We start from the raw sequence: 23,720 nt of genomic DNA, 5'->3' as shown, positions 1-23,720 counted from the left end.
TCCGTTCGTGGGGACGGGCTCCTGTCGTCAAAACCTTGTCTTACGGACCTTGCCGAATGGGTGGCCATGACGCCCGAAAGGGGTGATCATGAGAGTCCAGAGCGCACTTCCCATGAGGAGGACCGGGTGGCCGAGACTCTGAAGAAGGGCAGCCGGGTTACCGGCGCCGCGCGCGACAAGCTCGCGGCAGACCTGAAGAAGAAGTACGACTCCGGTGCGAGCATCCGAGCGCTGGCCGAAGAAACCGGCCGCTCGTATGGCTTCGTCCACCGGATGCTCAGCGAGTCGGGTGTCACGCTCCGAGGGCGTGGCGGAGCGACGCGGGGCAAGAAGGCCGCCTCGGCCTGAGGCCGGGCGTCCCCATCGGCTTCGGTGGTGACCACCCGGTCGGTCGGGTGACCGACCGGGTGGTTACTGTGCAGTCACTTAGGTGCGTTCCTCGTGTCTTCGCGAGGTACGCGTCTGATCCGACCGCACCCATCGGAGGCAGCCCATGGCTTCGCTCGACAAGGACCTCGACCCGGTACTCGACAAGGACGGCGTACGGCTCACCGTCGACGACGCGATCGCCACGGTGACGCTGACCAATCCGGCCAAGCGCAATGCCCAGAGTCCCGCTCTCTGGCGGGCCTTGACGCAGGCCGGCCGGTCACTGCCGGGCTCCGTCCGGGTGGTCGTCCTGCGTGCCGAGGGCCAGTCCTTCTCCGCGGGGCTCGACCGGCAGGCGTTCACGCCCGAGGGGTTCGACGGGGAACCGTCGTTCATCGACCTCGCGCGCGGCTCCGACGCCGAGCTCGACGCGACCATCGCCGAGTACCAGGAGGCGTTCACCTGGTGGCGGCGCAGTGACCTCGTGTCCATCGCCGCGGTCCAGGGACATGCCATCGGTGCCGGGTTCCAGCTCGCCCTCGCCTGTGACCTGCGCGTCGTCGCCGACGACGTGCAGTTCGCCATGCGCGAGACCAGCCTCGGCCTGGTGCCCGACCTCACGGGGACGCACCCGCTGGTCGGCCTCGTCGGATACGCCCGCGCGCTGGAGATCTGCGCCACGGGCCGCTTCGTCCTGGCCGAGGAGGCCGAGCGCACCGGGCTCGCCAACCTCGCCGTGCCCGGCGAGCAGCTCGACGCCGCGGTCGGCGACCTCGCCGCGGCGCTGCTGGCCGCGCCGCGGGACGCCGTGATCGAGACGAAGGCGCTGCTGCGCGGGGCCCAGGAGCGGTCCTACGAGGAGCAGCGCACCGCCGAACGCGCCTCCCAGGCCCGCAGGCTCCGCGACCTCGCGGGCGTGGGCGACTAGCGCCTGTCCGAGGACCCCGCACGGAGGGCATCCCGCCGTGCGGGCGGTCCGCACGGCGCCCGAGGGTCACCCGAACGACGGTCGCCCGTACGGGTGTCGTGCCTCGTGCCCGTACGGAGGTGACGCCGTCCGCCGGACGGGGCCGGGTCTCGCTTCCGTACCGTCGTACGGGTCACGCCTCCCGAGGGACGGCGGTCACCGGTGACGCGTGCCCTCGGTCACGGCCGTCACCAGGACCGCCACGGACGGTTCGTCCTGTGCGGCCTCGGTGACCGCGGCCCTCACCGTCCGTGCCACGTCCACCGCGCGTTCGTCCCCGGAGACCTCCAGCTCGACGCGGACGTGGCGGCGCGGCAGAGCCGTCCCCGTGGCGGGCGGCGCGCTCTCGACGTGGACCGGCCGGCCCAGGGAGTCCGTCAGACGGGCGACCCCGGGGACCGCCAGAACGGCCGACGCGATCCGCGCCTCCTCGGGGTCCTTCGGCACCGGCGACGTCCTCACGTCGCCGGCCGGGGGCGCCGCGGGTGCCTCGTCCTCGTCCTTGTCCTCCGACAGGTCCGTCACCCGCAGGTCGACCTCCGCGACGTCGAGGCCGAGCACCCGGGTCGCGGCGGACACGACGGCCAGGCGCAGCCGGGCCGCGACGGCCGGAAGAGGCTCGACGCCCGGAGCCGTGGGATCCACCGAGGCCCGGAACTCCGCGGTGACGCGCAGCGAGCCCGGCGGCAGAGCGCTGGGCGGCGGCGGCACGGCCGGGGTGCCGGCCAGGTCCGGATCCGCGAGCGCGATCCGCAGCGCCCCGAGCCGCACCCCCTCGACGGCCGCCGTCTCGCGCCGCAGCACCGACCCGGCCGCCTCCTCCGTGATCCACGCCCCGTCGAGCGCGAGGCCCAGCGGCAGGAGCCTGCCGAGTCCGAGCTGCTGCCGTACCACCTGCGTCCACCGGTCCGCCGTCATTGCTCCAGCGTGCCCCATCCACGGCGCGAGACCGCGCGACCCGACCTACTGTGAGCAGAGGAGGACGACCGAAAGGGACGTACGGCGATGACCGACATGACCGAGCGGAACCGGACGGACAGCCCCGACACGGAGAAGGAGCCCCAGCAGACCCGTAAGCCCACCCGGCGTGGCGGCGGAGATCCCGCCACGCGGGGACGCACCACGATCGCCGACGGTGTCGTGGAGAAGATCGCCGGGCTCGCCGCCCGGGACGTGGTCGGTGTCCACACGATGGGCAGCGGGCTGAGCCGCACCTTCGGAGCGGTACGGGACCGGGTGCCGGGCGGTTCCACCAAATCCGTGACGCGGGGTGTGAAGGCCGAGGTCGGAGAGCTGCAGACGGCGCTCGACCTGGAGATCGTCGTCGACTACGGCGTGTCGATCTCCGACGTCGCGCACGCCGTGCGCGAGAACGTCATCTCCGCCGTCGAACGCATGACGGGGCTCGAAGTGGTGGAAGTCAACATCGCGGTGAGTGACGTGAAGCTTCCGGAGGAAGAGGAAGAGGAGCCGGAGTCACGGCTCCAGTGACCCACCGGGCCGCCCGGAACCACGGGACGACCGGCCACCGCACCCTGAGTGATCACGCGGCCACCGACTGCTGAGGAGCGCATCATGAGCTTGGCCGTGATCGGCATGATCGCCGGAATGGCGCTGGGCTTCGCCGGGTACTTCGGCGGCTTCGGCGCCTTCCTCCTGGTGGCCGCCCTGGGGGCCGTCGGGTTCGTCGTCGGACGGTTCCTGGAGGGGGACATGGACATCGGCGACTTCTTCCGTGCCCGCGACGACCGGCGGCGGTGACGCGTGCCAGGTCATGTCGACCGGCTCGGTGAGACCGCGCCGGGCGTCGAGAGGGTCCGGGTCCCGCCGCCCGAGCGGGGCGCCACCCGGATCGCCGACCGCGTCGTCGCGAAGATCGCCTCGCGGGCGGCGCGCGAGGCGCTGCCTCCGCTGCCCGCCGACGCCGCCGCCCCGCACGCGACGGTCGTCGTACGGCGCCAGGCGTCGGGCTCCGGCGGCACGGACGGCACCCCGACGCACAGCGCCCGGGTCCGGGTCAGCCTCGAACTCGGCTACCCCGCGGACATCGGGGCCCAGTGCGGCGAGGTGCGTCGTCATGTCGTCGAGCGGGTAGAGGCGTTGGCGGGGATGGAAGTGCCCGAGGTGGCCGTCCAGGTGGAGCGGCTGCATCTGACACCCGGGCCCGGCGCGGCACAGGGGAGGACGCAATGAGCGAGCCCCAGGGCTCCGAGGACACCCGCAGGATGCCCGTACTGGAGAAGGAGGAGCAGCCGGAGCCGGGGGACGGCGCGGGCGCCCTCGGCCAGTCCGCCTCCTCCGCGGCCTACGAACCGCTGGGGACCGCCGCCGACGAGGACGGCCGCCAGGGCCGGTTCTGGTCCGCGCGCCGCGTCCCCGCCGGCGTCCTCGCGTTCCTGCTCCTCGTCGCCGCGGGAGCCTTCCTGTACGACGTCGTGGCCGTGCGCGCCGGACGGTCCGCGTTGCGCTGGCGGACGTGGCTGGCCGAACAGCTCGCCGAACGGCCGCTCGACGACACCGCGGTCCTCGTCGGCGCGGGAGTCGCCGCCGCGCTGGGACTGTGGCTGATCGTCCTCGCGGCGACACCGGGACTGCGGGACGTGCTGCCGATGCGGCGCACCCACACCGACGTCCGCGCCGGACTGCACCGGGGCGCCGCGGCGATGGCGCTCCGCGACCGGGCCATGGAGGTCGCGGGTGTCCAGACGGTCCGCGTGCGCGTGAAGCGCCGGAAGGTCGACGTCCGCGCGGTGGCGCACTTCAGGGAGCTCGACGACGTGCGCGCCGACCTCGACGTCACCCTCGCCGACGGCATCAAGGGCCTGGGACTGTCCCGTTCGCCCGCCCTGGCGGTGCATGTCGCGCGGCCCGGACGAAAGGGGTGAGGTCCGTGCTGCGGATCGTCAACCGTGTACTGATCGGCTTCATCGGGCTCGTGCTGCTCGTCCTCGGCGGCTCCGTGCTCGCCGTGGGGCTCGGCGTCCGGCCCCCGTCGTGGTGGATCCACGACGGGCGGCACGACGTGCTGCTCAGTACCGCCGAACGGACCAAGTGGCGCGACCAGGGCTGGTGGTGGCCCGTCGTCATCGCCGCGCTCGCGGTGCTCCTGCTGCTCGCCCTGTGGTGGCTGGTCGCCGTCGTACGGCGCCGGCGGCTCGCCGACGTGCTCGTCGACACCGGTGACGGGGCGGGCGCGCTGCTGCGCGGACAGGCCCTGGAAGGCGTACTGGCCGCCGAATCGGCCCGGCTGGGCGGTGTGGACCGCGCCGACGTCCACCTGACCGGGCGGCGCACTCAGCCCGCGGCGCGCGTGCGGCTCCGGCTGGAGCCGCATGTGGACCCCGGACAGGCGCTGCGGCTGCTGACCGTGGAGGCGCTCACGCACGCACGGGACTCGGCCGGCCTCGCCGCACTCCCGGCGGAGGTACGCCTGCGCGGCGTCAAACACCGCGCCGAACGCGTGACGTGACGGGCCGGGGGCCATGACCAGGGCCTGGAGCCCCGCCCTTCGTTCTGCCTGCTCCGCCGGGGGTGGAGATCCGCCCGGCGTTCCGCCGTGCCCCGCCGGAGGCCGGAATCCGTCCGGTGTCCTGATGTGTGCGCCGGGGGGCTGGAGGTCCGCCCCGGGTGCCGCCGTGCCCGCCCGGGGCCGGACCCCGCCCGGTGTTCTCCTGTGCCCCGCTGGGCCGCGTGGCCCGGCGTCCCGCGTGCCCCGCCGGGGGTCTGGAGCCCCGGCCGGTGTTCTGTTGTGCCGGGGTTCTAGAAGCCGCCCCGCATTCCGCCGTCCACCGGGAGCATGATGCCTGTCAGGTAGGACGCGGCGGGGGAGAGCAGGAAGGCGGCCGTGCGGCCGAACTCCTCCGGGGCGCCGTAGCGGCGCAGCGGGATGCGGGACTCGTTGGCCGCGCGGGTGGCCTCGGGGTCGGCGGACAGACCGTCGAGCTGGCGGACGCGGTCCGTGTCGATGCGGGACGGCAGCAGCCCGACGACGCGGATGCCGCGCGGGCCCAGCTCGTTCGCGAGGGACTTGGCGAAACCGGCCAGGCCCGGACGCAGACCGTTGGAGATGGTGAGCCCGGGGATGGGCTCGTGCACCGAGCCGGAGAGCACGAAGCCGATGACCCCGCCCTCGCCGAGCTCCTCGGCCGCCGCGCGGGCCAGCCGTACCGCACCGAGGAAGACCGACTCGAACGCCACCATCCACTGTTCGTCGGTGTTGTCCGCGGCGAACCCGGGCGGCGGTCCGCCGACGCTGATCAGGATGCCGTCGAAGCCGCCGAAGTGCTCACGGGCGCCGGCGATGAGCCGGGCCGGGGTCTCGGCGGCGCCGTTGTCGGCCGCGACGCCCACCGCGTTCGGGCCGAGCGCGGCGGCGGCGCCGGCCGCGCTCTTCTCGTCGCGTCCGGTGACGACCACCCTGGCGCCGTCGGCGACGAGTTCACGCGCGGCGGCGTTGCCCAGGCCCCGGGTGGCACCCGTGACGACGTACACACGATCCTTCAGTCCAAGATCCATGGCTCCATCCTCCCCTATCCCGGTGACCCGGCCCCCGGTGCTTCCCCCGGCTCGTCGACGCCGAACAGGCTGAGCGCGGACACCACCAGGCCGATGTGGCTGAAGGCCTGGGGGAAGTTGCCGAGCTGGCGGCCCGCGACCGGGTCGTACTCCTCCGACAGCAGTCCCAGGTCATTGGTGAGACCGACCAGCCGCTCGAACAGCTCGCGCGCCTCGCGGGTACGGCCCGTCAGATGCAGGGCGTCCGCGAGCCAGAACGAGCAGACGACGAAGGTGCCCTCGTCGCCCGGGAGCCCGTCGACATCGGCCGTCGTCGTGGTGCTGTAGCGGCGCACCAGGAAGCCGTCGCGGGCGAGTTCCTCGCGGACCGCGTCGACCGTGCCGACCACCCGCGGATCGTCCGGCGGCAGGAACCCCACGCGCGGGATGAGCAGCAGGGAGGCGTCCAGCTCGGGCGAGCCGTAGGACTGCGTGAAGGTGTTCCTGACGGGGTCGAAGCCGCGCTCGCACACCTCCCGGTGCACCTCGTCGCGCATCGCCCGCCAGCCCTCCAGGTCCCCGTCGAGGCTCGGGTCCTCCTCCAGGGTGCGGACGGCGCGGTCGGCGGCCACCCAGGCCATCACCTTCGAGTACACGAAGTGCCGGCGCGGGCCGCGCACCTCCCAGATCCCCTCGTCGGGCTGCCGCCACGCCACGCGGAGGAACTCCATCATGGCGCACTCCACCCGCCACATGTGGGGCCGGGACGGCAGGCCCGAGCGGCGGGCGAGCGACAGCGAGTCGATGACCTCGCCGTACACGTCGAGCTGCAGTTGGTCGACCGCGCTGTTGCCGACGCGGACGGGCGAGGAGCCCGCGTAGCCGGACAGCCAGGGGATCTCGTACTCCTGCAGCCGGCGCTCACCCGAGAGGCCGTACATGATCTGGAGGGCCGCCGGGTCGCCGGCGACCGCGCGCAGCAGCCAGTCACGCCAGGCCTCGGCCTCCTCGTGGTAGCCGGCCGACAGGAGCGCGCCGAGGGTGAGGGTGGAGTCGCGCAGCCAGCAGTAGCGGTAGTCCCAGTTGCGGACGCCGCCGAGTTCCTCGGGCAGCGAAGTGGTGGGGGCGGCGACGATGCCGCCGGTCGGCGCGTAGGTGAGGGCCTTGAGGGTGATCAGGGAGCGGACGACGGCGTCCCGGTGCGGACCGTCGTAGCGGCAGCGCGCCGCCCAGGCCCTCCAGTCCTGGACGCTGGTCTCCAGGGCCTCGAAGGGATCGCACAGGGGCGGCCGGGGCCGGTGCGAGGGGTGCCAGGTCAGGACGAAGGCGACCTTGTCGCCCGCCTCCACGGTGAACTCCGAGTGCGTGCGGAAGTCCTTGCCGTAGGTGTACACGGGCGGCTCGCTGCGCAGCCACACGGAGTCCGGTCCCGCGACCGCGACCCGGTGGCCGTCCGAGCGGCGCATCCACGGGACGACCGAGCCGTAGTCGAACCGCAGCCGCAGCAGGCTGCGCATCCGGACGCGGCCGGTGAGGCCCTCGATGACGCGTACGACGTCGGGGGCGTGCTCGCGCTGCGGCATCAGGTCGGTCACCCGGACCGAGCCCTCGTCGGTGTCCCATTCGGTGTCCAGCACCAGGGTGTCCGGGCGGTAGGCGCGCCGGGTGCACGCGCCGGCGCCCTCGGGAGCGATCCGCCAGTGGCCGTTGTCCTCGTCGCCGAGCAGGGCGGCGAAACAGGCCGCGGAGTCGAAGCGGGGCAGGCACAGCCAGTCGATGGAGCCGTCGCGGCCCACCAGAGCGGCGGTCTGCTCGTCCCCGATGAGCGCGTAGTCCTCGATGCGTCGGTGCACGGTGGACGGGTTCCCGACCCGGGTGACGGTCAATCGGGCCGCCAGAGTGGCGTGAGCGCCGGGTGGTGCGGAGGGAGGGGGACCGGGAGCTCCCGCCGCCGGTCCGCATGCCCGGCGGTCCGCACGCCCGGCGGTCCTCATGCCCGCCGGTCCGCGTGCCCGGCGGTCCTCGTGCCCGCGGGTCGGCCGGCCTGCCGGCCCACCCGCCGGTCGGTCTACACGCCCGCCGGTTCCGCCTCCGGCGTGCTCTCGGCGGCGGCCGCCTCCGCCCGGTCGCGGCGTTCGCGGCGGACCAGGACCACCCAGCCGAACGGGACGCCCGCCGAGAAGAGCCACCACTGGATCGCGTAGGCCATGTGCGGGCCGATGTCGCTGTGCTCGGGGTCGGGGATCAGCTCGGGGGAGCCGCCCCTGGGAGCGGGCGCGGTCTGCTCGACGTAGCCGCCGAGGACGTCCTTGCCGAGGCGCTGCGCCTCCTGCCCGCTGCTGATCAGCATGACCTGACGGTCGGGCAGGCCCTGGACGTTCTTGATGCCGCTCTCGGCGGTCGTCTGGTCGGCCATCAGCCGGCCGGTGACGGTGATCTCGCCCGCGGCGGGGGCCGGGATCTTCGGGAAGGCGGTCTGCGCGCCGTCCGCCGGGACCCAGCCCCGGTTGACCATGAGGACGCGGCCGTCGTCCAGCACGAACGGGGTCAGGACGTGGTAGCCGACCTCGCCGTCGGCGTTGGTGCGGCGGCGGACGACCTCTTCGTGCGCGGTGTCGAAGCGGCCCTTCGCCGTCACCCGGCGGTACAGGTCGTCGTCCCGGATCTGCCGGCCCGGTGTGGTGACCGTCTCCACGGGGACCGGCTTCGCGGCGAGCGAGTCGGAGATCACCGTGTTCAGGGCGACCTTGTGCTCGTGCCGGTGGAGCTGCCAGAAGCCCAGCTTGATCATCGTCGGGATGAGCGCGAGGGCCACGAGGGTGAGGATCACCCACTGGCGGGTCAACAGGAAGCGGTACACCCCATTGACGGTACTCGGCATGATTCGGCCCCCGACGGGAGGGTCCCGCCGAGGGCCGCGCGACGCCCCGTCCGGGGAGACGGGCCGGGGCTCAGACCTTGTCGACGATCCCCGCCTTCCCCTCCGCGCGGGCACAGTGCGCGCCGCAGTACCAGTGGCCCTCGACCTCGACACCCTGGCCGATGACCTGGACGCGACAGTGCTCGCAGATCGGGGCCATCCGGTGGATCGCGCAGGAGAAGCAGTCGAAGACGTGCACGGCGCCCTGCGCGTGCACCTCGAAGGTCATTCCGTAGTCATTGCCGCATACTTCGCATCTCGCCATGCGCCACAGGGTGGGGTGCCGGGGCGGTGGGGGCGAGCGGGCGCGGGGCGAGTCGCCCGTCAATCACCCGTACGTCCGTCACCCTTCCGATGCGGGTTCGATGTCACGCAGGAGCTGTCCGAACGCGGCCTCGTCGACCACGGGTGTCCCGAATTGCCGCGCTTTGACCACCTTTGACGTGCCGGAGTCCGGGTCGTTGGTCACCAGCAGGCTGGTCAGTCGCGACAGGCTCGTCGCGACATGCAGTCCGGCCTCGACGGCGCGGTCCTCCAGCAGTTCGCGGTCGACGGACGTGTCCCCGGAGAACGCGATCCGCATGCCCTGTTTGAGCGGTTTGTCCGCCGTGTACCGGCCGGGGTTCGGATACGGGCACGCGGGGCGCTTGCGGGACGGGCGCCAACTCCCCGACGGGTAACCACCGGAGCCGTAGCTCCCGGCCTGCCGTCCGATCCGCGGAGCCGCGGCGCTGTCGGACCACTCCTTGAGCGGCAGGCATTCGAGGAGCGGCAGCCGCACCCCGCCCTCGGCCGCGGCCCGCAGGCTCGGCCGGAACGCCTCGGCCAGCACGCGCGCGTCGTCCAGCGCGTGGTGCGCCCGCTGCTGTACGACGCCGAAGTGCGCGGCCAGCGACTCCAGCTTGTGGTTGGGCAGCGGCAGCCCCAGTTCCTTGGAGAGGGCGATGGTGCACAGGCGCTGACGCACCGGCGCCTCACGCTCCGCGCGCGCGTACTCCCGCGCGATCATCGACCAGTCGAAGACCGCGTTGTGCGCGACGAGCACCCGCCCCGCGAGCCGGGCGGCGAACTCCTCGGCCACCTCGTGGAAGAGCGGCGCCCCTTCGAGCATCTCGCTCGTCAGACCGTGGATCCACACCGGGCCGGGATCCCGCTCCGGATTGACCATCGTGTACCAGTGGTCCTCGACCTCGCCGCGCGCGTCCAGCCGGTAGACGGCGGCGGAGATTATCCGGTCGTCGCGGGCCAGTCCTGTGGTCTCCACGTCGACGACCGCGTATCCCTGCGGATACGCGGCCGGCCAGGAGGCAGGGGACGCTGCGGTCGTGAGGTCTTCGAGCATGGTCAATGAGGATACGGGCCCCGACTGACACACCGGCCCCCGCCTTCCGCGACGGAGGCCCCCGGCGGCCCGCCACCGGGCCACGCGCGCCCGGGCGCCGCAACCGGGTCCGCCGGGCCCGGTGTTGACGCGCTCAGCCCAGCGCCGCCACCAGGTCCCCTGCCGTCAGCAGGGTCAGACCGCAGCCGTCGACCGGGCCGGGCAGCAGGCGGTACGCCGATCCGCTCGCGCCCTCGGGGGCGACACCGCCGTGCACCAGGGCGAGCAGGACGTGCCTCTTGGCGGCCGCCTCCGCGGCGAGCGCGTCCACGTCCTCGGCCGGGCTCCGCCGCTCCGGAGGGCCCAGCGCGCGTACCCGGGCGGCGAAGTCCGGTCCGCTCTCGCCCTCCCCGCGCGCGTAGTGCCACAGTTCCCCGCCCGACCGTGCCCGCCGGACCACCACGACCTCGTCCGTACGGGCCGCCGCGTGCCACACCGCCAGGTCCCACAGCGTCGTACGGCCGGTCGTGAAGTACTGGAACAGGTCCCTGCCGACGCGGCCGAGGTCGGCGCCGTGCCGGTGCACGCTGTGGAAGCCCTCGGAGGACGGCAGATGCAGGTCGGTCCACAGGAACGTGCGGCGCTCCAGGTCGACCAGCAGCGGGACGTGGATGCGCGAGTCCCCCTCCAGGTCGTAGCGCTGACGCACCGTGCGGGGGTCGTACGAGGCGTCCCGCCCGTCCGTCGAGGGCAGGGCCATGAAGCCGGCGAAGGCGTCGAGGAGATGCTCGAAGGCGATGTCGTTGTAGCTGAACACGACGGGCACCGCGAAGCGCACCGGGCCCCCGGCGAGCGCCGCGAGGTCCAGGTCCACGTACTCGGTGGCCCCGTCGGGCGCCGGGGCCGAGGTGAGGTCGCCCGAGTGGACGATCGCCCGGTCCCCGTGGACGAGGTTGGTGTAGTCGCACACGCCGACGAACGCCCAGTCCTCGTCGTACAGCGCGACGGACAGATCGAGGTCCACGCGGATCTTCGCGGGCTGCGTCCAGTGCAGGAACAGGCGCAGGACCTGCCCCTCGGGGAGCGGCTGGGTGCTGCCGCGCGGCACCGAGACCAGCGCCTTCGCGGACGCCCGCTCGACGGAGGGGACGGCCAGGCCCGCGAGGTCCGCGTCGAGCACGGCGAGGTCGAAACGCGGGGCGGCCGCGAGCCGGCGCACCGCCTCGGCCTCCAGGAGCGCGCGGACGCCGTCGGTGACCGCCTCGGCCAGCGGGGCCCGGGTGTCGTCCAGGGTGAAGGAGCGGGTGACCTTGCCGCGCGGGAAGAACACCCGACGCTCGCCCGGGAGGTGACGGATCCTCAGGCGGCCGAGCGCCGCGAGCAGCGGCCCGGGACCGGCCTGCGGAAGCACCCGCCGCAGGGTGTCGGCGAAGCCCTCGGGCAGCTCCTCCAGATCGTGCAGGCGCAGCAGGTGGTCCAGCCTGCGCAGCAGTTCGCCCGGCCGCCGGGCGAGCAGGTCGAGCGCGAGCGGGAAGTCCTTCTCGCGCAGGGCCTGTTCGGTGTGCGCGCCCCAGGAGTCGGGCCGGATGCGCGTGCCGTCGATCCGCACCGCCTCCGGGTGCGCGGCCGCGGTGCGCAGCAGGGCTTCGCCGAGGGGTGTGGCCGAGGTGTCCGTGCCGCGCAGCACGGCGAAGGCGAGGGCGGCCTTCGGATGCCGCTCGTGCCGCTCGTAGGGGTGCAGGATCTCGGCGGCGCGCTTCCAGCCGAGCGGATGCCGCAGCACGTCCTCGACCAGCGACGCGGCCGCGAACCCGTCGAGCAAGACCAGCAGTTCGCGGCGCAGCGGGCGGGGCAGCGAACGCAGCCGGCGCGGCTCGACGAGATCGGCCTCGCCGCCCGACCAGACCTGCAGCAGCCGCAGCACGTCCGTCGCCGTGGTGAGGTGCGCGGCGAGCAGCGGGCGCACGGCCGCGCGCGTGCGCCGGTCCAGCAGGAGGCTGCCGAGCACCAGGGCCTTCGTCTCGCGGACGGGGATGTCCGCGGGCAGCCAGTCGAGAGCGGGGGGCGCGTGCCCGAGGAGCAGCTTCACGTCGTCCCGGTCCTGCGGCGGCAGCGGCGTCCGCCGGGCCAGCAGCCGCAGCAGCGCCTTCGTCGCGTCCGCCCGCTGGTCGATCCCGAGTGCCAGCAACTTCAGCGGTCCGACGGGCAGTTCACGCTGGATCCGGGGCGCGGCGGGCTTCAGGAAGGGGTCCGTGCCGTCGATCCGGCGGTGGCACAGGGGGCAGCCGGCGTAGTCGCCGCCGTCCCAGCAGACACGGCACACCAGGTGGGCGCACGGCGCCACGGGATGCACGCTGCCGACCGTGCCGCACAGCACGCACGGCTGGGCGGGCCACTGGAGCAGCAGGGTGAAGACACGGTCGACGTACAGCCGGAAGGTGTCGTCGGGCACCGACGCCGGGAAGCTGCGGAACAGCGGCATATGGGTGCGGTCCGCGCCCAGTTCCGCGTCGATCTGCCGGATCAGGGCGGTGCCGGCGTCCGCGAGACCCGCGGGGCCGAGCCAGGCGAGCGCGGCGCGCAGCGGTGCGGCCGGGGCGAATCCCCGGTCGAGCAGCTCCGCCTCCAGAGCGACGAGCCCCTCGGTCGTCTCCGGGTCTCCCGGCCGTGGCCCGGCCTGGTCGACGTAGACGGTACGCAGGCGGCGGAGCAGCACGGACGACAGTACGGACAAGCGGAGATCCCCCGGGATCGGAAGTGGGTGAGGCGGGGGCGGAGAGTGAGCGCGCTACGGCAGTCGTAGAAAAGAGAGAAGGAAGCACGCTTGCGGAGCCGCCCCCGCGCTTGCGGAGTCTAGGAAGGCACCCGCCTCGGATGCCACCGATTATTTCCGCGCCTCCGTGCGAGCGGCCGTCCGTTCCCGAACAGGGCCCGTCCGAAGGGCCGTCGGGCATCGCGTCGGCGCACGGCTATGGACCTTTCACCCGTGCGGTGCAAGCGTGCTCCGCGCCCCAGCAGGTAGCGCCTACGAAGGGCGGTACGGACATGGCACGAGTGAGGTACGGCGCGCGGACCGAGGCGGAGATCGACGCCGCGCGCGCCGCGAGTTCGAAACTCCCCGACATCTGGTCGACCGGTGTGGTGGCCGTCTGGGAGAGCGACCCGGACGCGGTCGCGGCGGTCCTGCCGCCCCCGCTGAAGCCCACCGCCCGCCCGCTGGTGCGGGTCAACATCAGCAAGGTCGATCTCCCCGGATACCCGCTGGGCGCGGGCTCGTTCGCCGTCGCCGCCGCCCACGAGGACGTCGACGGCTGGTATCCGCTGGTCATGCCGATGACCCACGAGCGGGCCCTGACCGGCGGCAGGGAGGTCTTCGGTGAGCCCAAGAAGCTCGGCGAGGTGACCGTCGAGCGCGACGGGCTCGTCGTACGGGCCGCGCTCGCCCGGCACGGCATCGCCTTCGTCGAGGTGCGCGGCGCCGTGAGCGGCCCCCTGCCGCTGCCCGAACCCGCGCGCAAGACGGACTTCTACTTCAAGTTCCTCCCCGCGGTGGACGGTTCGGGATTCGACGCCGACCCCGTCCTCGTGCACTGCGTACGCGACGAGAAGGTCCGCAGGCTGGAGCGCGTCACCGGGGACGTCGTCCTGCGCGAGTCCATGTACGACCCGGTCGCCGATCTGCCGGTACGCAAGCTGCTGGAGATCACCCTCGGCGAGAAGACCACCGACCAGAAGGGCAGGGTCGCCGAACGCGTCAGCGCCCGGGCCCTGCTGCCGTACATCCACCAGCGCTACGACGATCCCCGGCAGATCCTCGACGGTCCGCCCGAGGGGAGCGTCTGATGGAGCTGCGCGCGGGACAGGTCGCCGTCGTCACCGGCGCGGCGAGCGGCATCGGGCTCGCGATGGCCCGGCGGTTCGCGGCGGACGGCCTGAAGGTCGTCCTCGCCGACGTCGAGGAGGGCGCGCTGGACAAGGCCGCGGGCGAGCTGCGCGAGGACGGCGCCGACGTCCACGCGCGCGTCGTCGACGTCTCGGAGCGCTCCGAGGTCCTCGCGCTCGCCGAGGACGTGTATGCCACGTACGGCGCGGTCCACGTCCTGTGCAACAACGCCGGGGTCGGCTCCGGCGCCGAGGGCCGGATGTGGGAGCACGACCCCAACGACTGGAAGTGGGCGTTCGCCGTCAACGTGTGGGGTGTCTTCCACGGCGTCCAGGCGTTCGTGCCGCGGATGCTCGCAGGCGGCGAGCCCGGCCACGTCGTCAACACCTCGTCCGGCGACGGCGGGATCGCCCCGCTGCCCACCGCCTCCGTGTACGCCGTCACCAAGGCGGCCGTGGTGACGCTGACCGAGTCGCTGTACGCGCATCTGAAGGCGGAGCACGCGCGCGTGGGGGCCTCCGTGCTGTTCCCCGGACCGCACATGTTGCGCACGGGCCTGTGGGAGTCGCACCGCAACCGGCCCGAGCGGTACGCGAAGGAGCGGCCCCGCAGGACCCCGTACCGCAGCCTCGCCCAGTGGGAGGCCGCGATGAACGAGGCGGGCCACGAGGTGCGGTTCACCCCCGTCGAGGAGGTCGCCGACCTCGTCGCCGAGGGGATCGGCGCGGGCCGCTTCTGGCTGCTGCCCGAGAGCGAGCACAGCGACCGGCAGATCCTGGCGCGGTCGCGGTCGATGCTCGAGCGGGCCGATCCGTCGTACCTGGAAAGTTTCATCCTCGACTGAGGGGGCGCGGTGAGCGAACAGGACCCGTATCTGATCATCTCCTCCGACTGCCACGCCGGACTTCCCACCGAGGAGTACCGGCCCTATCTGGACGCGCGGTTCCACCGGGACTTCGACGACTTCCTCGCGGGCCAGGGCCGGCGCCGCGAGGAGATGAACCGGCTCGGCATCCGCAACGAGGCGTTCGCCGACAAGTGGTTCCAGGACAACGAGGAGGGCCTGCGCGGCGGTTGGGACACCGCGCAGCGCCTCAAGGAGCTCGACGGCGACGGTGTGGCGGCCGAGGTCGTCTTCCCCGACGCGGACGCCGTCGACAGCCGCACCGCGGCCCCGTTCGGCGTCGGCCTCGGCCTCTCCGGCGACCAGGACCCCGACCTCGGCATGGCGGGCGCCCAGGCACACAACCGCTGGCTCGCCGACTTCGTCTCCGAGCACCCCGAACGCCACTGCGGGGTCGCCCTGCTGCCGGTCACGGGTGAGACCGGACGGGTCGTCGCCGAGGTGTACCGGGCCAAGGAGTCGGGCCTCGGCGCGCTGATGATCCCCTCCATGTGGGTCGACAACGAGCCCTACCACGACCGCCGTTACGACCCCGTGTGGGCGGCGGCCGCCGAGTGCTCGATGCCCGTGCTCACCCATTCCGGCGCGGCGCCGCGCCACGAGTACGGCGACCACCTGGGCATCTACGTCTCCGAGGTCACCTGGTGGCCCGCGCGGCCGCTCTGGTTCCTGCTCTGGTCGGGGGTCTTCGAGCGGCACCCCGGACTGCGGTTCGGGGTCGCCGAGTCGGGCTGCTGGTGGCTGCCCAACCTGCTGTGGTTCATGGACCGGCTGTATCTCGGCGCGCACGGCGGCAAGAAGCTGTCGCCCTTCGCGGAGCTGAAGCGGCCCCCGCACGAGTACCTGGACCGCCAGGTCTTCGTCTGCGCGACCAACACCAAGCGCCGTGAACTCGCCCAGCGTTACGAGATCGGCGTCGACAACATCCTCTGGGGCAGCGACTTCCCGCACCCCGAGGGCACCTGGCCCGACACGCGGGCGTGGCTGGCGAGGACCTTCCACGACATCCCGGTGGCGGAGACCCGCCGCATGCTGGGCCTCGCGGCGGCCGAGGTGTTCGGCTTCGACGTCGCCGAACTGGCCCCGGTCGCCCGGCGGATCGGTCCGACCCCGGCCGAACTGGGCCAGGACGAGGACCAGTCGGCGGTCGAGGCGTCCTGGGCGCGCTCGCGCGAGGTGGGCCGCCACTGGCTGACGGACCACGACTTCCCCGTACTGGGGGTGAACCCATGACCGCCGAGAACGCCATGACCGCCGAGAACGCCGAGAAGGCCGGGACTCGCGCCGGTGGCGAGGACCGCTACACCGTCATCTCCGCCGACTGCCACGCGGGCGCCGATCTCCTCGACTACAGGCCGTACCTGGAACGCCGTTACCACGACGACTTCGACGCCTGGGCCGCCGACTACGTCAACCCCTACGAGGACCTCCTCGCCGACACCGCCGACCGGAACTGGAACTCCGCGCGGCGGCTCGCGGAGCTGGAGGAGGACGGCATCGTCGCGGAGGTGGTCTTCCCGAACACCATCCCGCCGTTCTTCCCGTCGGGCTCCCTCATGGCACCGGCCCCGACGGCGGCGGAGTTCGAGCGGCGCTGGGCGGGGCTGCGGGCCCACAACCGCTGGCTCGCCGACTTCTGCGCGGCGGCGCCCGGCCGGCGCGCGGGCGTCTTCCAGATCCTCCTGAACGACGCCGACGCGGCGGTCGAGGAGATCCACCGGTCGGCGGCCGCGGGCCTCAAGGGCGGCCTGCTGCTGCCCGGCACACCCCCGGGTTCGGGCCTGCCCGAGCTGTACTCGTCGGCGTACGACCCGATCTGGGCGGCCTGCGCCGAACTGGGCGTCCCGGTGAACCACCACGCGGGCTCCGCCTCGCCGCCGCTCGGGGACGAACCGGCCGCCCGCGCGGTCTACATGGTGGAGACGACCTGGTTCTCGCACCGCGCGCTGTGGCACCTGGTGTTCGGCGGCGCGTTCCGACGGCACCCCGGTCTGAGACTGGTGCTGACCGAGCAGGGCTCGGGCTGGATCCCCGGGGTGCTCGACATGCTCGACTACTACCACCGGCGGCTGGTCGCGGCGGCGGGCCGGGCGTCGACGGCCGAGTCGAAGTTCGGCGCGGGACTGGCCGCGACGATGGGCGAGCGCCCCTCCGCGGTCTGGCGCGAGAACTGCTTCGTCGGGGCCAGTTTCATGCGTCCGCACGAGGTGCCGCTGCGCGACCGCATCGGCCTCGACAAGATCATGTGGGGCAGCGACTACCCGCACGACGAAGGCACCCACCCCTACACCCGCGAGGGACTGCGGTTCGCCTACGCGGGGCTGCCACGCGCCGAGGTCGCCGCCATGGTCGGCGGCAACGCGGCCCGCGTCTACGGCTTCGACCTGGCGTACCTCGACGAGATCGCCGCCAAGGCCGGCCCGACGGTGGCCGAGATCGCCGAACCGCTGGACACCCCGCCCGCCGACGCGACGAGCCCGGTGTTCGCGAGAGGAGGCTCGGTGCGGGTGTGGTGAGCCCCGGGTGCCGGCCGGTGCCGGGAGCGCGCGGCCGGCCGCCCGGGGGGCTCTTGGCGGAGATCGCCGAGAAGTAAGCGCGTACCGCCGGTAATACTTGTTGGTAACAGCCTCTGTACGCGACCGACCAGCGCATCTACGGTTCACCCATGCCGAACCTGCCCGATGTCGTGCTGCTGTCGATACCCGCCTTCATCCTCCTCGCCGTGATCGAGATGATCAGCGTCCGGATCCATCCGGACGAGGACGCCGCGGGGTACGAGAAGAAGGACGCCGCGACGAGCCTCGGCATGGGACTCGGCAGCCTGTTCTTCGACTTCCTGTGGAAGTTCCCGATCGTCGCCGTCTACAGCGCGGTCTACGCGCTGACCCCGCTGCGGGTGCCCGTCCTGTGGTGGACGATCCCGCTGATGCTGCTCGCGCAGGACTTCTTCTACTACTGGTCCCACCGCGGCCACCACGTGATCCGCCTCCTGTGGGCCTGTCACGTCGTGCACCACTCCAGCCGGAAGTTCAACCTCACCACCGCCCTGCGCCAGCCCTGGACGGGCCTGACGTCGTGGCCCTTCTACCTCCCGATGATCGCGCTCGGCGTGCACCCCGCCGCGCTCGCCTTCTGCTCCTCGGTGAGCCTCGTCTACCAGTTCTGGATCCACACCGAGCGCATCGACAAGCTGCCCCGCTGGTTCGAGTTCGCCCTCAACACGCCCTCCCACCACCGCGTCCACCACGCCTCCCAGGGCGGCTACCTGGACCGCAACTTCGGCGGCATCCTCATCGTCTGGGACCGGCTCTTCGGATCGTTCGTCGCGGAGACCGAACGGCCCGTCTACGGACTCACCAAGAACATCACCACGTACAACCCGCTGCGCGTGGCCACCCACGAGTACACCGCCATCGCCCGCGACCTGCGGGCGGCCGCGAGCTGGCGCGAGCGCGCCGGACGGCTCCTCGGCGGGCCCGGCTGGCAGCCCGCGCCGCCGGCCGCCGCGCAGGCCCCGGCCGCGGAGCCCGTCGCGTGAGCCCCCGCACCGCGCGCGTCCTGCTCGTCTGCTTCGCGCTCGCGGCGGCCGTCGACCTCCTCTCGCTGCTCACCGGACACGACCCGGGGCACCGCATCGCCAAGCCGCTCCTGATGCCGCTGCTCGCCGCGTACGCCGGTGTACGCGGCGGACCCCGGCTGCTCCTGGCCGCCCTGCTCCTCGGCTGGTGCGGCGACCTGGCGCTCATGTCCGACGCCGACCCCGCCTTCCTGGCCGGCATGACCTCCTTCGCGGCGGGGCACGTCTGCTACCTCGTGCTCTTCCGCAGGACGGCGCGCGTCCGGGACCCGCGGCTCCTCGCCGCGTACGCCACCGTCCTCGTCGCCCTCGTCGTCCTGCTGTGGCCCGGGCTTCCGGCCGGCCTGCGCGTCCCCGTGGCCGGCTACAGCCTGCTGCTCACCGCGATGGCGTACGGGGCCACGCGCCTCGGCCCCGTCGCGGCGCTCGGCGGCGCCCTCTTCATGCTCTCGGACACGCTGATCGCCACCGGCGTCGCCGACTGGCCACAGCTCCCGAAAGCGTCCTTCTGGATCATGCTCACGTACATCGCGGCCCAGTTCCTGCTGGTCCGCGGCGTGCTCGACCCCCTCGGCGCGCGACGCGTGCCGACGGCGGCGTACGGTGAGATGCGCTCAACCACCCCCTGAGCGCATCTCACCCACGCTCCAGACGAGAAGGATCCTCGCCATGCGCGCCACCACCATCCACGCCCCGTTCGACATGCGTGTGGAGGAGGTGCCCGAGCCCATGGTGCAGCTCCCCACCGACGCGGTCGTCCGGGTGCTGCGTTCCTGCATCTGCGGCAGCGACCTGTGGGCGTACCGCGGCGAGGCGGCCCGGCAGCCGGGGCAGCGCATCGGGCACGAGTTCCTCGGCATCGTCGAGGAGACGGGCTCCGAGGTGACCGGCGTCCGGCGCGGCGACCTGGTCGTGGCGCCCTTCATGTGGTCCGACGGCGTGTGCGACTACTGCCGTGACGGGCTCACCACCTCGTGCGTGCACGGCGGCTTCTGGGGCTCCGTGGGCTACGACGGCGGCCAGGGCGAGGCCGTACGCGTCCCCTTCGCGGACGGCACCCTCGTCCGGCTTCCCAAGGAGGCCGCCTCCGACGACCACCTGCTGACCGCGCTGCTGACGCTCTCCGACGTCCTCGGCACCGGTCACCACGCGGCCCTCGGCGCCGGAGTCCGCAACGGCTCGACCGTCGCCGTCGTGGGCGACGGGGCCGTCGGGCTGTGCGCCGTGCTCGCGGCCAAGCGGCTCGGCGCGGAGCGGATCATCGCGCTCGGCCGGCACCAGGTCCGTACCGACATCGCGCTCCGCTTCGGCGCCACGGACGTCGTCGCCGAGCGCGGCGAGGCGGCCGTCGCGGCCGTCCGCGAGCTGACCGGCGGCCAGGGCGCGCACTGCGTCGTCGAGGCGGTCGGCACCGAGCAGTCCATGAGCACGGCCGTGAACATCACCCGTGACGGCGGCGCGATCGGCTTCGTCGGAGTGCCCCACGGCAGCGGCACGGGCCTCGACCTGGGCGTCATGTTCGACCGGAACATCGCCCTGCGCGGCGGGGTCGCCCCGGTGCGCGCGTACATCCCCGAGCTGCTGCCCGACGTCCTGGACGGCACCATCGACCCGTCGCCGGTCTTCGACATGACCGTCGGCCTGGACGGCGTGCCCGAGGGCTACAAGGCGATGGACGAGCGCACCGCGCTGAAGGTCCTCGTCACCTCCTGACCCGGCGGGAGCCCGAGCGCCGGGCGGCCGTTCCGCCCGGCGCCCCGGTCCCTCAGGTCCAGCCGGCCGGGTCCGTCCCCCAGCGGCCCGGAGGGCGCGCCCAGTCGGCGGGACCGCCCGCGAAGGCGACCGGGGGCAGGGCGTGGACGAGCAGACCGGCGGGCCCGGCCCGCTCCGACAGCCAGGCGTCGGGACGGCCGTACGGTTCCCCCGCCGAGGCGTCCGGTACCGCCCCAGCTCCCTCCTGCCGCCCGATCCCGTCCGTCAGCCACATCGCCGTGCGGGCCAGCGCCAGCCGTACGACGGCGCCGTGGCCCCGCTCCTCCCGCTCGGTCAGCGCCCGCAGGACGGCCGCCGCCAGCAGGTACCCGGTGCCGTGGTCGAGGGCCTGCGCCGGCAGCGCGCCCGGCCGCTCGGGCGATCCCTCCGTGGCCGCGATCCCGGTGGCCACCTGCACCAGGCTGTCGAAGCCCCGCCGCCCGCCCCAGGGCCCGTACGCACCCCACGCCGACACCTGCGCCACCACGAGGCCCGGACGGCGCTCCGCCAGCGCCTCGGGGGAGAGCCCGAAGCGGTCGAGGGCACCGGGCCGGTACCCGGTGACGACCACGTCCGCCGACGCCAGCAGCTCGTCGAGGGCGCGGCGGTCGGCCGTCAGGTCCAGCAGCGCCGAGCGCTTGCCGAAGCCCGTGTCCGCGTGGGCGTCCGGGTCCTCCGGCAGGTGCGGCGCGTCGACGCGCAGCACGTCGGCACCCAGCAGGGCGAGCGTGCGGGTGGCGACCGGGCCCGCGATGACCCGCGTCAGGTCCAGGACCCGCACCCCGGCGGCGGGCAGCAGCGTCCCATCCGCGCTCAACGGCCCGAGCCCCCGCCCGCGCCGGCCGCCCGCGCCACCCTGTCCGCCGCCCGCCGGTCCGCCCCGCCCGGCGGGCCCGTCCCATTCGATCAGCGGGTGCTCCGCCAGCGCGCGACCCTGGGCATGGGCCGACCACTCCTTCGGTGTGCGCAGGGCCACGGCGAGGCCCCCGGCGGCGTACACCGTCTCCTCGACCTCCCGTGCGGAGCGCCCGGCGAGCAGGGCGGCCACGTCCTCGGGACTCGCGTCGTCCGCCGCGCCCAGCGCGCTCAGCAGCCGGGCCCGGTGGTGCGGATAGTTGGCGTGCGTGCGCACCCAGCCGTCCGCGGTCCGCCAGAACCGGGACAGCGGTGCGAAGTTCAGCGGCGCGCGTCCGTCGATCCGCAGATGCCGTTCGCTGACGAAGGCCGTGGCGACGGCGCCGTCGTCCACGCTCACCCGCGGCACCCGCGCGAGCCCGGCCCGCCGGGCCCCGAGCTCGGCGGCCGCGAGCGCGCAGGCGCCCACACAGGCGCGCGCCAACGCGCGTACGGGCAGGGCGGCTTCCAGCGTCCCGGCCCGCGCCACGGTCGAAACCCCGGGGAGCAGTGCCGGGTCTCCGCCCAGTTCCTCCCACACAGCGGCCATCGGTGTATGCGTCATACCGGCACTATGCGGTGTGGACGCGATCAACACGTGAGGCGGCCCCGACGGCGCGTGGCCCCGGCCGCCGTGGGTGCGGCGGCCGGGGCCACGGGAACAACGGCGGGCGCTACTTGACCGCCCGCAGGGCGTTGACGATGCCGGAACCGTAGAAGCCGTTCACGTGCTTGCCGCCCACGCAGGTCGCGTCGACGACACCGTCACCGTTGCCGTCGTACGGCTCGGCCGGGCAACCCGGGTTGTCCGCCTCGGCCTTGAGGAGGAGCTGGAGCTGAGCGGGCGTCGCCCAGGGGTACTCGGACTTCAGGAGCGCGGCCACACCGGCGACGTGCGGGGTCGCCATCGAGGTGCCCTGGAGGAAGCCGTAGGTGTTGTTCGGCAGCGTGGAGAGGATGCGGCCGTTCCCCGAGGGCGTGTCCGGGATCTGGTAGCGGTCGCCGCCGGGCGCCGCGACGTCGATGACGCCCTTCCCGTAGCTGGAGAAGTACGACTTGGCGCCCTTGACGCCGGTCGAGGAGACCGTGACGACACCGGGCAACTGGGTGGGGATGTCGAAGCACTTGTGCGGGTCGACCGTCCGCGTCGTGGCGGTCGAGTCGTCGGGGCTGGACGCGTCGGTGAGCGCGTCCGAGTCGAGGTCGTCGTTGGAGTTGCCCGCCGCGGCGACGTTCAGCGTGCCCTTGCGCTGGGCGTAGAGCTGGGCGCGGTTGACGGCGTCGACGATGGCCTTCTGGTCGGGGTCGTCGACGCAGTTGTACAGCCACGGGTCCACGTAATAGCTGTTGTTGGTGATCTCGACACCGTGGTCGGCGGCGAAGACGAAGGCGCACACGACGCTCTCCGGATAGAAGAGCTGGGTCGAGTCGGGCTCGGCCACGGTGATGCCGGAGACCTTCACACCCGGCGCGACCCCCGCCACACCGACGCCGTTGCGGGCCGCCGCGATCTCACCCGCGACATGCGTGCCGTGGTAGTGGTCGGCGTCCACCGGGCGCCAGGACCCGTACGTCGTGTCCGGCTTGCCGCCCACGCAGTTCGCGGACTGGGACGCGGAGAAGTTCGGCGCGATGTCGGGGTGGGTGTCGTCGACGCCGACGTCGATCACCGCGACGGTCACCTTCTTGCTGCCCGGGTTGATCGTGGCCGCCTTGTCGGCGCCTATCGCGCGCAGGTCCCACTGGTCGGCCTCGAGAGGCTCCTGGCCCGCGTCGGCGGCCTTCGCGACCTTGGCGGCCTCGGCGGCGGACAGCACCTGCGCCGCGCCCTCGTCCGTCGTGCCCGCGGCCTTCAGCGGCGAGGTGCGGGTGGCACCGGCCGACTGCACTCCGCGCACCGTCCGGATCCGCGGGCCGAAGTCCGGGTTCGCGGAGTGGACGACGATCACGCCGATCTGCTCGTACGCGATCACGACACTGCCGCCGGCCGCCGCGATCGCCTTCTTCACCGACGCGATCGTGCGGTGGTCCGTCGTCGTGTTGACCACGTACGAGAGGTTCGGGCCGTCCGCGGTCGTCACGGCGGGCGTGGTGAGAGGTGTGGCCGTCGCGACGCCCGGCAGGAAGCCGAGCGAGGCGGTGAGCGACAGGACGACCGGCACCGCGAGGGCGAGACGGTGTCTGGAACGCAGATGAGCCATGGGATCTCCACATCATCCGGAAAACGGAGCTGCCCGAACACGGATGGTGCTCGGGCAGGTACATGACGGAATGGCGCAGGCCGAAGCTATCCTCCCGCCGACCGGCCCAGCAATGACTTGCGGCGACGACTTCAGAAAGAAGCCGGGGACGGGCGGCCGCCACCTCCGGACGAAGCCGGGGGCGTGCGGCGGCGACTTCCGAAAGAAGCCGGGCGAGTTGAACCGGTCCACGCGTGGCGCCGTGACCTTGGGCAGGGAGCCCGTGGACGATCGAGCCCCCGGCTTTGATCACGGAACGGACGCGATCGACAGCGCTCCGTCACGTGACGTCCGTCGATGTGAGGTCGAAGTCCCATGTCCGTACCCGAACCGTCCCCGTCCGCGGGCCCCGACCTGCCCCCGCCCACCGTCGTAACCGCACCCGCAACGCGAGGAGAC

General features: G+C 73.2%; 23 protein-coding genes. 14 read left to right on the top strand and 9 right to left on the bottom strand.

The features are described from left to right. The first annotated feature begins 126 nt into the window (after positions 1-126). On the top strand, positions 127-348 hold the full coding sequence (locus ACZ4TO_RS08840; protein WP_006123601.1) for a helix-turn-helix domain-containing protein: 222 nt from the start codon (positions 127-129) through the stop codon (positions 346-348). Between the two features lie 145 nt (positions 349-493). Further along, complete coding sequence (locus ACZ4TO_RS08835) at positions 494-1,297, top strand: enoyl-CoA hydratase/isomerase family protein (protein ID WP_382794612.1); 804 nt, start codon at positions 494-496, stop codon at positions 1,295-1,297. Positions 1,298-1,492: 195 nt separating this feature from the next. Here ACZ4TO_RS08835 and ACZ4TO_RS08830 read toward each other — a convergent pair whose 3' ends face one another. Further along, a complete protein-coding gene (locus ACZ4TO_RS08830; RefSeq protein ID WP_468023827.1) occupies positions 1,493-2,254 on the bottom strand; it encodes an Asp23/Gls24 family envelope stress response protein in 762 nt (253 codons plus the stop codon). A gap of 87 nt (positions 2,255-2,341) precedes the next feature. Here ACZ4TO_RS08830 and ACZ4TO_RS08825 point away from each other — a divergent pair, with 87 nt between their 5' ends. From ACZ4TO_RS08825 to amaP, 5 genes are all read left to right on the top strand, one after another. Continuing rightward, the gene (locus ACZ4TO_RS08825; RefSeq protein WP_361685684.1) at positions 2,342-2,827 is read left to right on the top strand and encodes an Asp23/Gls24 family envelope stress response protein; all 486 of its coding nucleotides are present in this window, start codon (positions 2,342-2,344) and stop codon (positions 2,825-2,827) included. An 84-nt stretch (positions 2,828-2,911) separates the two neighbouring features. Beyond that, a complete protein-coding gene (locus tag ACZ4TO_RS08820) occupies positions 2,912-3,097 on the top strand; it encodes a hypothetical protein (protein ID WP_385047937.1) in 186 nt (61 codons plus the stop codon). 3 nt (positions 3,098-3,100) lie between these two features. Continuing rightward, complete coding sequence (locus ACZ4TO_RS08815) at positions 3,101-3,529, top strand: Asp23/Gls24 family envelope stress response protein (RefSeq protein WP_382794619.1); 429 nt, start codon at positions 3,101-3,103, stop codon at positions 3,527-3,529. Beyond that, positions 3,526-4,221, top strand: coding sequence for a DUF6286 domain-containing protein (locus ACZ4TO_RS08810; RefSeq protein WP_468023826.1), 696 nt, complete (start codon positions 3,526-3,528; stop codon positions 4,219-4,221). The genes ACZ4TO_RS08815 and ACZ4TO_RS08810 overlap by 4 nt, the downstream gene beginning before the upstream one ends. Continuing rightward, on the top strand, positions 4,218-4,805 hold the full coding sequence (amaP, locus tag ACZ4TO_RS08805; protein WP_382794625.1) for an alkaline shock response membrane anchor protein AmaP: 588 nt from the start codon (positions 4,218-4,220) through the stop codon (positions 4,803-4,805). The genes ACZ4TO_RS08810 and amaP overlap by 4 nt, the downstream gene beginning before the upstream one ends. Positions 4,806-5,095: 290 nt before the next feature. On the opposite strand, the gene ACZ4TO_RS08800 is transcribed toward amaP, so the two are convergent. The 6 genes from ACZ4TO_RS08800 to ACZ4TO_RS08775 all read right to left on the bottom strand — a co-directional run bounded on the left by ACZ4TO_RS08800 (position 5,096) and on the right by ACZ4TO_RS08775 (position 12,805). After that, complete coding sequence (locus ACZ4TO_RS08800) at positions 5,096-5,851, bottom strand: SDR family oxidoreductase (RefSeq protein WP_382794629.1); 756 nt, start codon at positions 5,849-5,851, stop codon at positions 5,096-5,098. A gap of 14 nt (positions 5,852-5,865) precedes the next feature. Beyond that, positions 5,866-7,683 (bottom strand): glycoside hydrolase family 15 protein, encoded by a 1,818-nt coding sequence (locus tag ACZ4TO_RS08795; RefSeq protein WP_382794632.1) that lies wholly within the window; start codon positions 7,681-7,683, stop codon positions 5,866-5,868. Positions 7,684-7,898: 215 nt separating this feature from the next. Then, complete coding sequence (locus ACZ4TO_RS08790; protein ID WP_382794635.1) at positions 7,899-8,690, bottom strand: SURF1 family cytochrome oxidase biogenesis protein; 792 nt, start codon at positions 8,688-8,690, stop codon at positions 7,899-7,901. Positions 8,691-8,781: 91 nt separating this feature from the next. Continuing rightward, positions 8,782-9,015: a hypothetical protein gene (locus tag ACZ4TO_RS08785; RefSeq protein WP_078943477.1), complete on the bottom strand. Its 234-nt coding sequence runs from the start codon at positions 9,013-9,015 to the stop codon at positions 8,782-8,784. A 78-nt stretch (positions 9,016-9,093) separates the two neighbouring features. Continuing rightward, positions 9,094-10,092: a DEDDh family exonuclease gene (locus tag ACZ4TO_RS08780; protein ID WP_468023825.1), complete on the bottom strand. Its 999-nt coding sequence runs from the start codon at positions 10,090-10,092 to the stop codon at positions 9,094-9,096. Positions 10,093-10,225: 133 nt separating this feature from the next. Then, the gene (locus ACZ4TO_RS08775) at positions 10,226-12,805 is read right to left on the bottom strand and encodes an MXAN_6230/SCO0854 family RING domain-containing protein (protein ID WP_468023824.1); all 2,580 of its coding nucleotides are present in this window, start codon (positions 12,803-12,805) and stop codon (positions 10,226-10,228) included. Between the two features lie 311 nt (positions 12,806-13,116). Here ACZ4TO_RS08775 and ACZ4TO_RS08770 point away from each other — a divergent pair, with 311 nt between their 5' ends. The 7 genes from ACZ4TO_RS08770 to ACZ4TO_RS08740 all read left to right on the top strand — a co-directional run bounded on the left by ACZ4TO_RS08770 (position 13,117) and on the right by ACZ4TO_RS08740 (position 20,148). Then, the gene (locus ACZ4TO_RS08770; RefSeq protein ID WP_468023823.1) at positions 13,117-13,914 is read left to right on the top strand and encodes an acetoacetate decarboxylase family protein; all 798 of its coding nucleotides are present in this window, start codon (positions 13,117-13,119) and stop codon (positions 13,912-13,914) included. Beyond that, positions 13,914-14,798, top strand: coding sequence for an SDR family NAD(P)-dependent oxidoreductase (locus ACZ4TO_RS08765; protein WP_468023822.1), 885 nt, complete (start codon positions 13,914-13,916; stop codon positions 14,796-14,798). The genes ACZ4TO_RS08770 and ACZ4TO_RS08765 overlap by 1 nt, the downstream gene beginning before the upstream one ends. A 9-nt stretch (positions 14,799-14,807) precedes the next feature. Continuing rightward, positions 14,808-16,091 (top strand): amidohydrolase family protein, encoded by a 1,284-nt coding sequence (locus tag ACZ4TO_RS08760; RefSeq protein WP_382794650.1) that lies wholly within the window; start codon positions 14,808-14,810, stop codon positions 16,089-16,091. Between the two features lie 14 nt (positions 16,092-16,105). Next, the gene (locus ACZ4TO_RS08755) at positions 16,106-17,374 is read left to right on the top strand and encodes an amidohydrolase family protein (protein ID WP_468024351.1); all 1,269 of its coding nucleotides are present in this window, start codon (positions 16,106-16,108) and stop codon (positions 17,372-17,374) included. Positions 17,375-17,523: 149 nt separating this feature from the next. Further along, positions 17,524-18,396 (top strand): sterol desaturase family protein, encoded by an 873-nt coding sequence (locus ACZ4TO_RS08750; RefSeq protein WP_382794656.1) that lies wholly within the window; start codon positions 17,524-17,526, stop codon positions 18,394-18,396. After that, complete coding sequence (locus ACZ4TO_RS08745; RefSeq protein ID WP_468023821.1) at positions 18,393-19,064, top strand: lysoplasmalogenase; 672 nt, start codon at positions 18,393-18,395, stop codon at positions 19,062-19,064. The genes ACZ4TO_RS08750 and ACZ4TO_RS08745 overlap by 4 nt, the downstream gene beginning before the upstream one ends. 40 nt (positions 19,065-19,104) lie before the next feature. Next, positions 19,105-20,148 carry a zinc-dependent alcohol dehydrogenase family protein gene (locus ACZ4TO_RS08740; RefSeq protein WP_468023820.1) on the top strand — a complete coding sequence of 348 codons (1,044 nt, stop codon included), beginning with the start codon at positions 19,105-19,107 and terminating at the stop codon, positions 20,146-20,148. A 52-nt stretch (positions 20,149-20,200) separates the two neighbouring features. Here the strand turns inward: ACZ4TO_RS08740 and ACZ4TO_RS08735 are convergent, their stop codons facing one another. Then, complete coding sequence (locus ACZ4TO_RS08735; protein ID WP_468023819.1) at positions 20,201-21,646, bottom strand: CoA transferase; 1,446 nt, start codon at positions 21,644-21,646, stop codon at positions 20,201-20,203. 109 nt (positions 21,647-21,755) lie between these two features. After that, entirely contained in the window at positions 21,756-23,282 is a 1,527-nt protein-coding gene (locus tag ACZ4TO_RS08730; protein ID WP_382794668.1) for a S8 family serine peptidase, read from the bottom strand. Positions 23,283-23,720 lie beyond the last annotated feature (438 nt).

The sequence above is a fragment of the Streptomyces sp. NPDC028298 genome, assembly GCF_055565895.1.
Note: the sequence above shows the minus strand (reverse complement) of the source record. Positions and strands in the feature narration are given on the sequence as shown.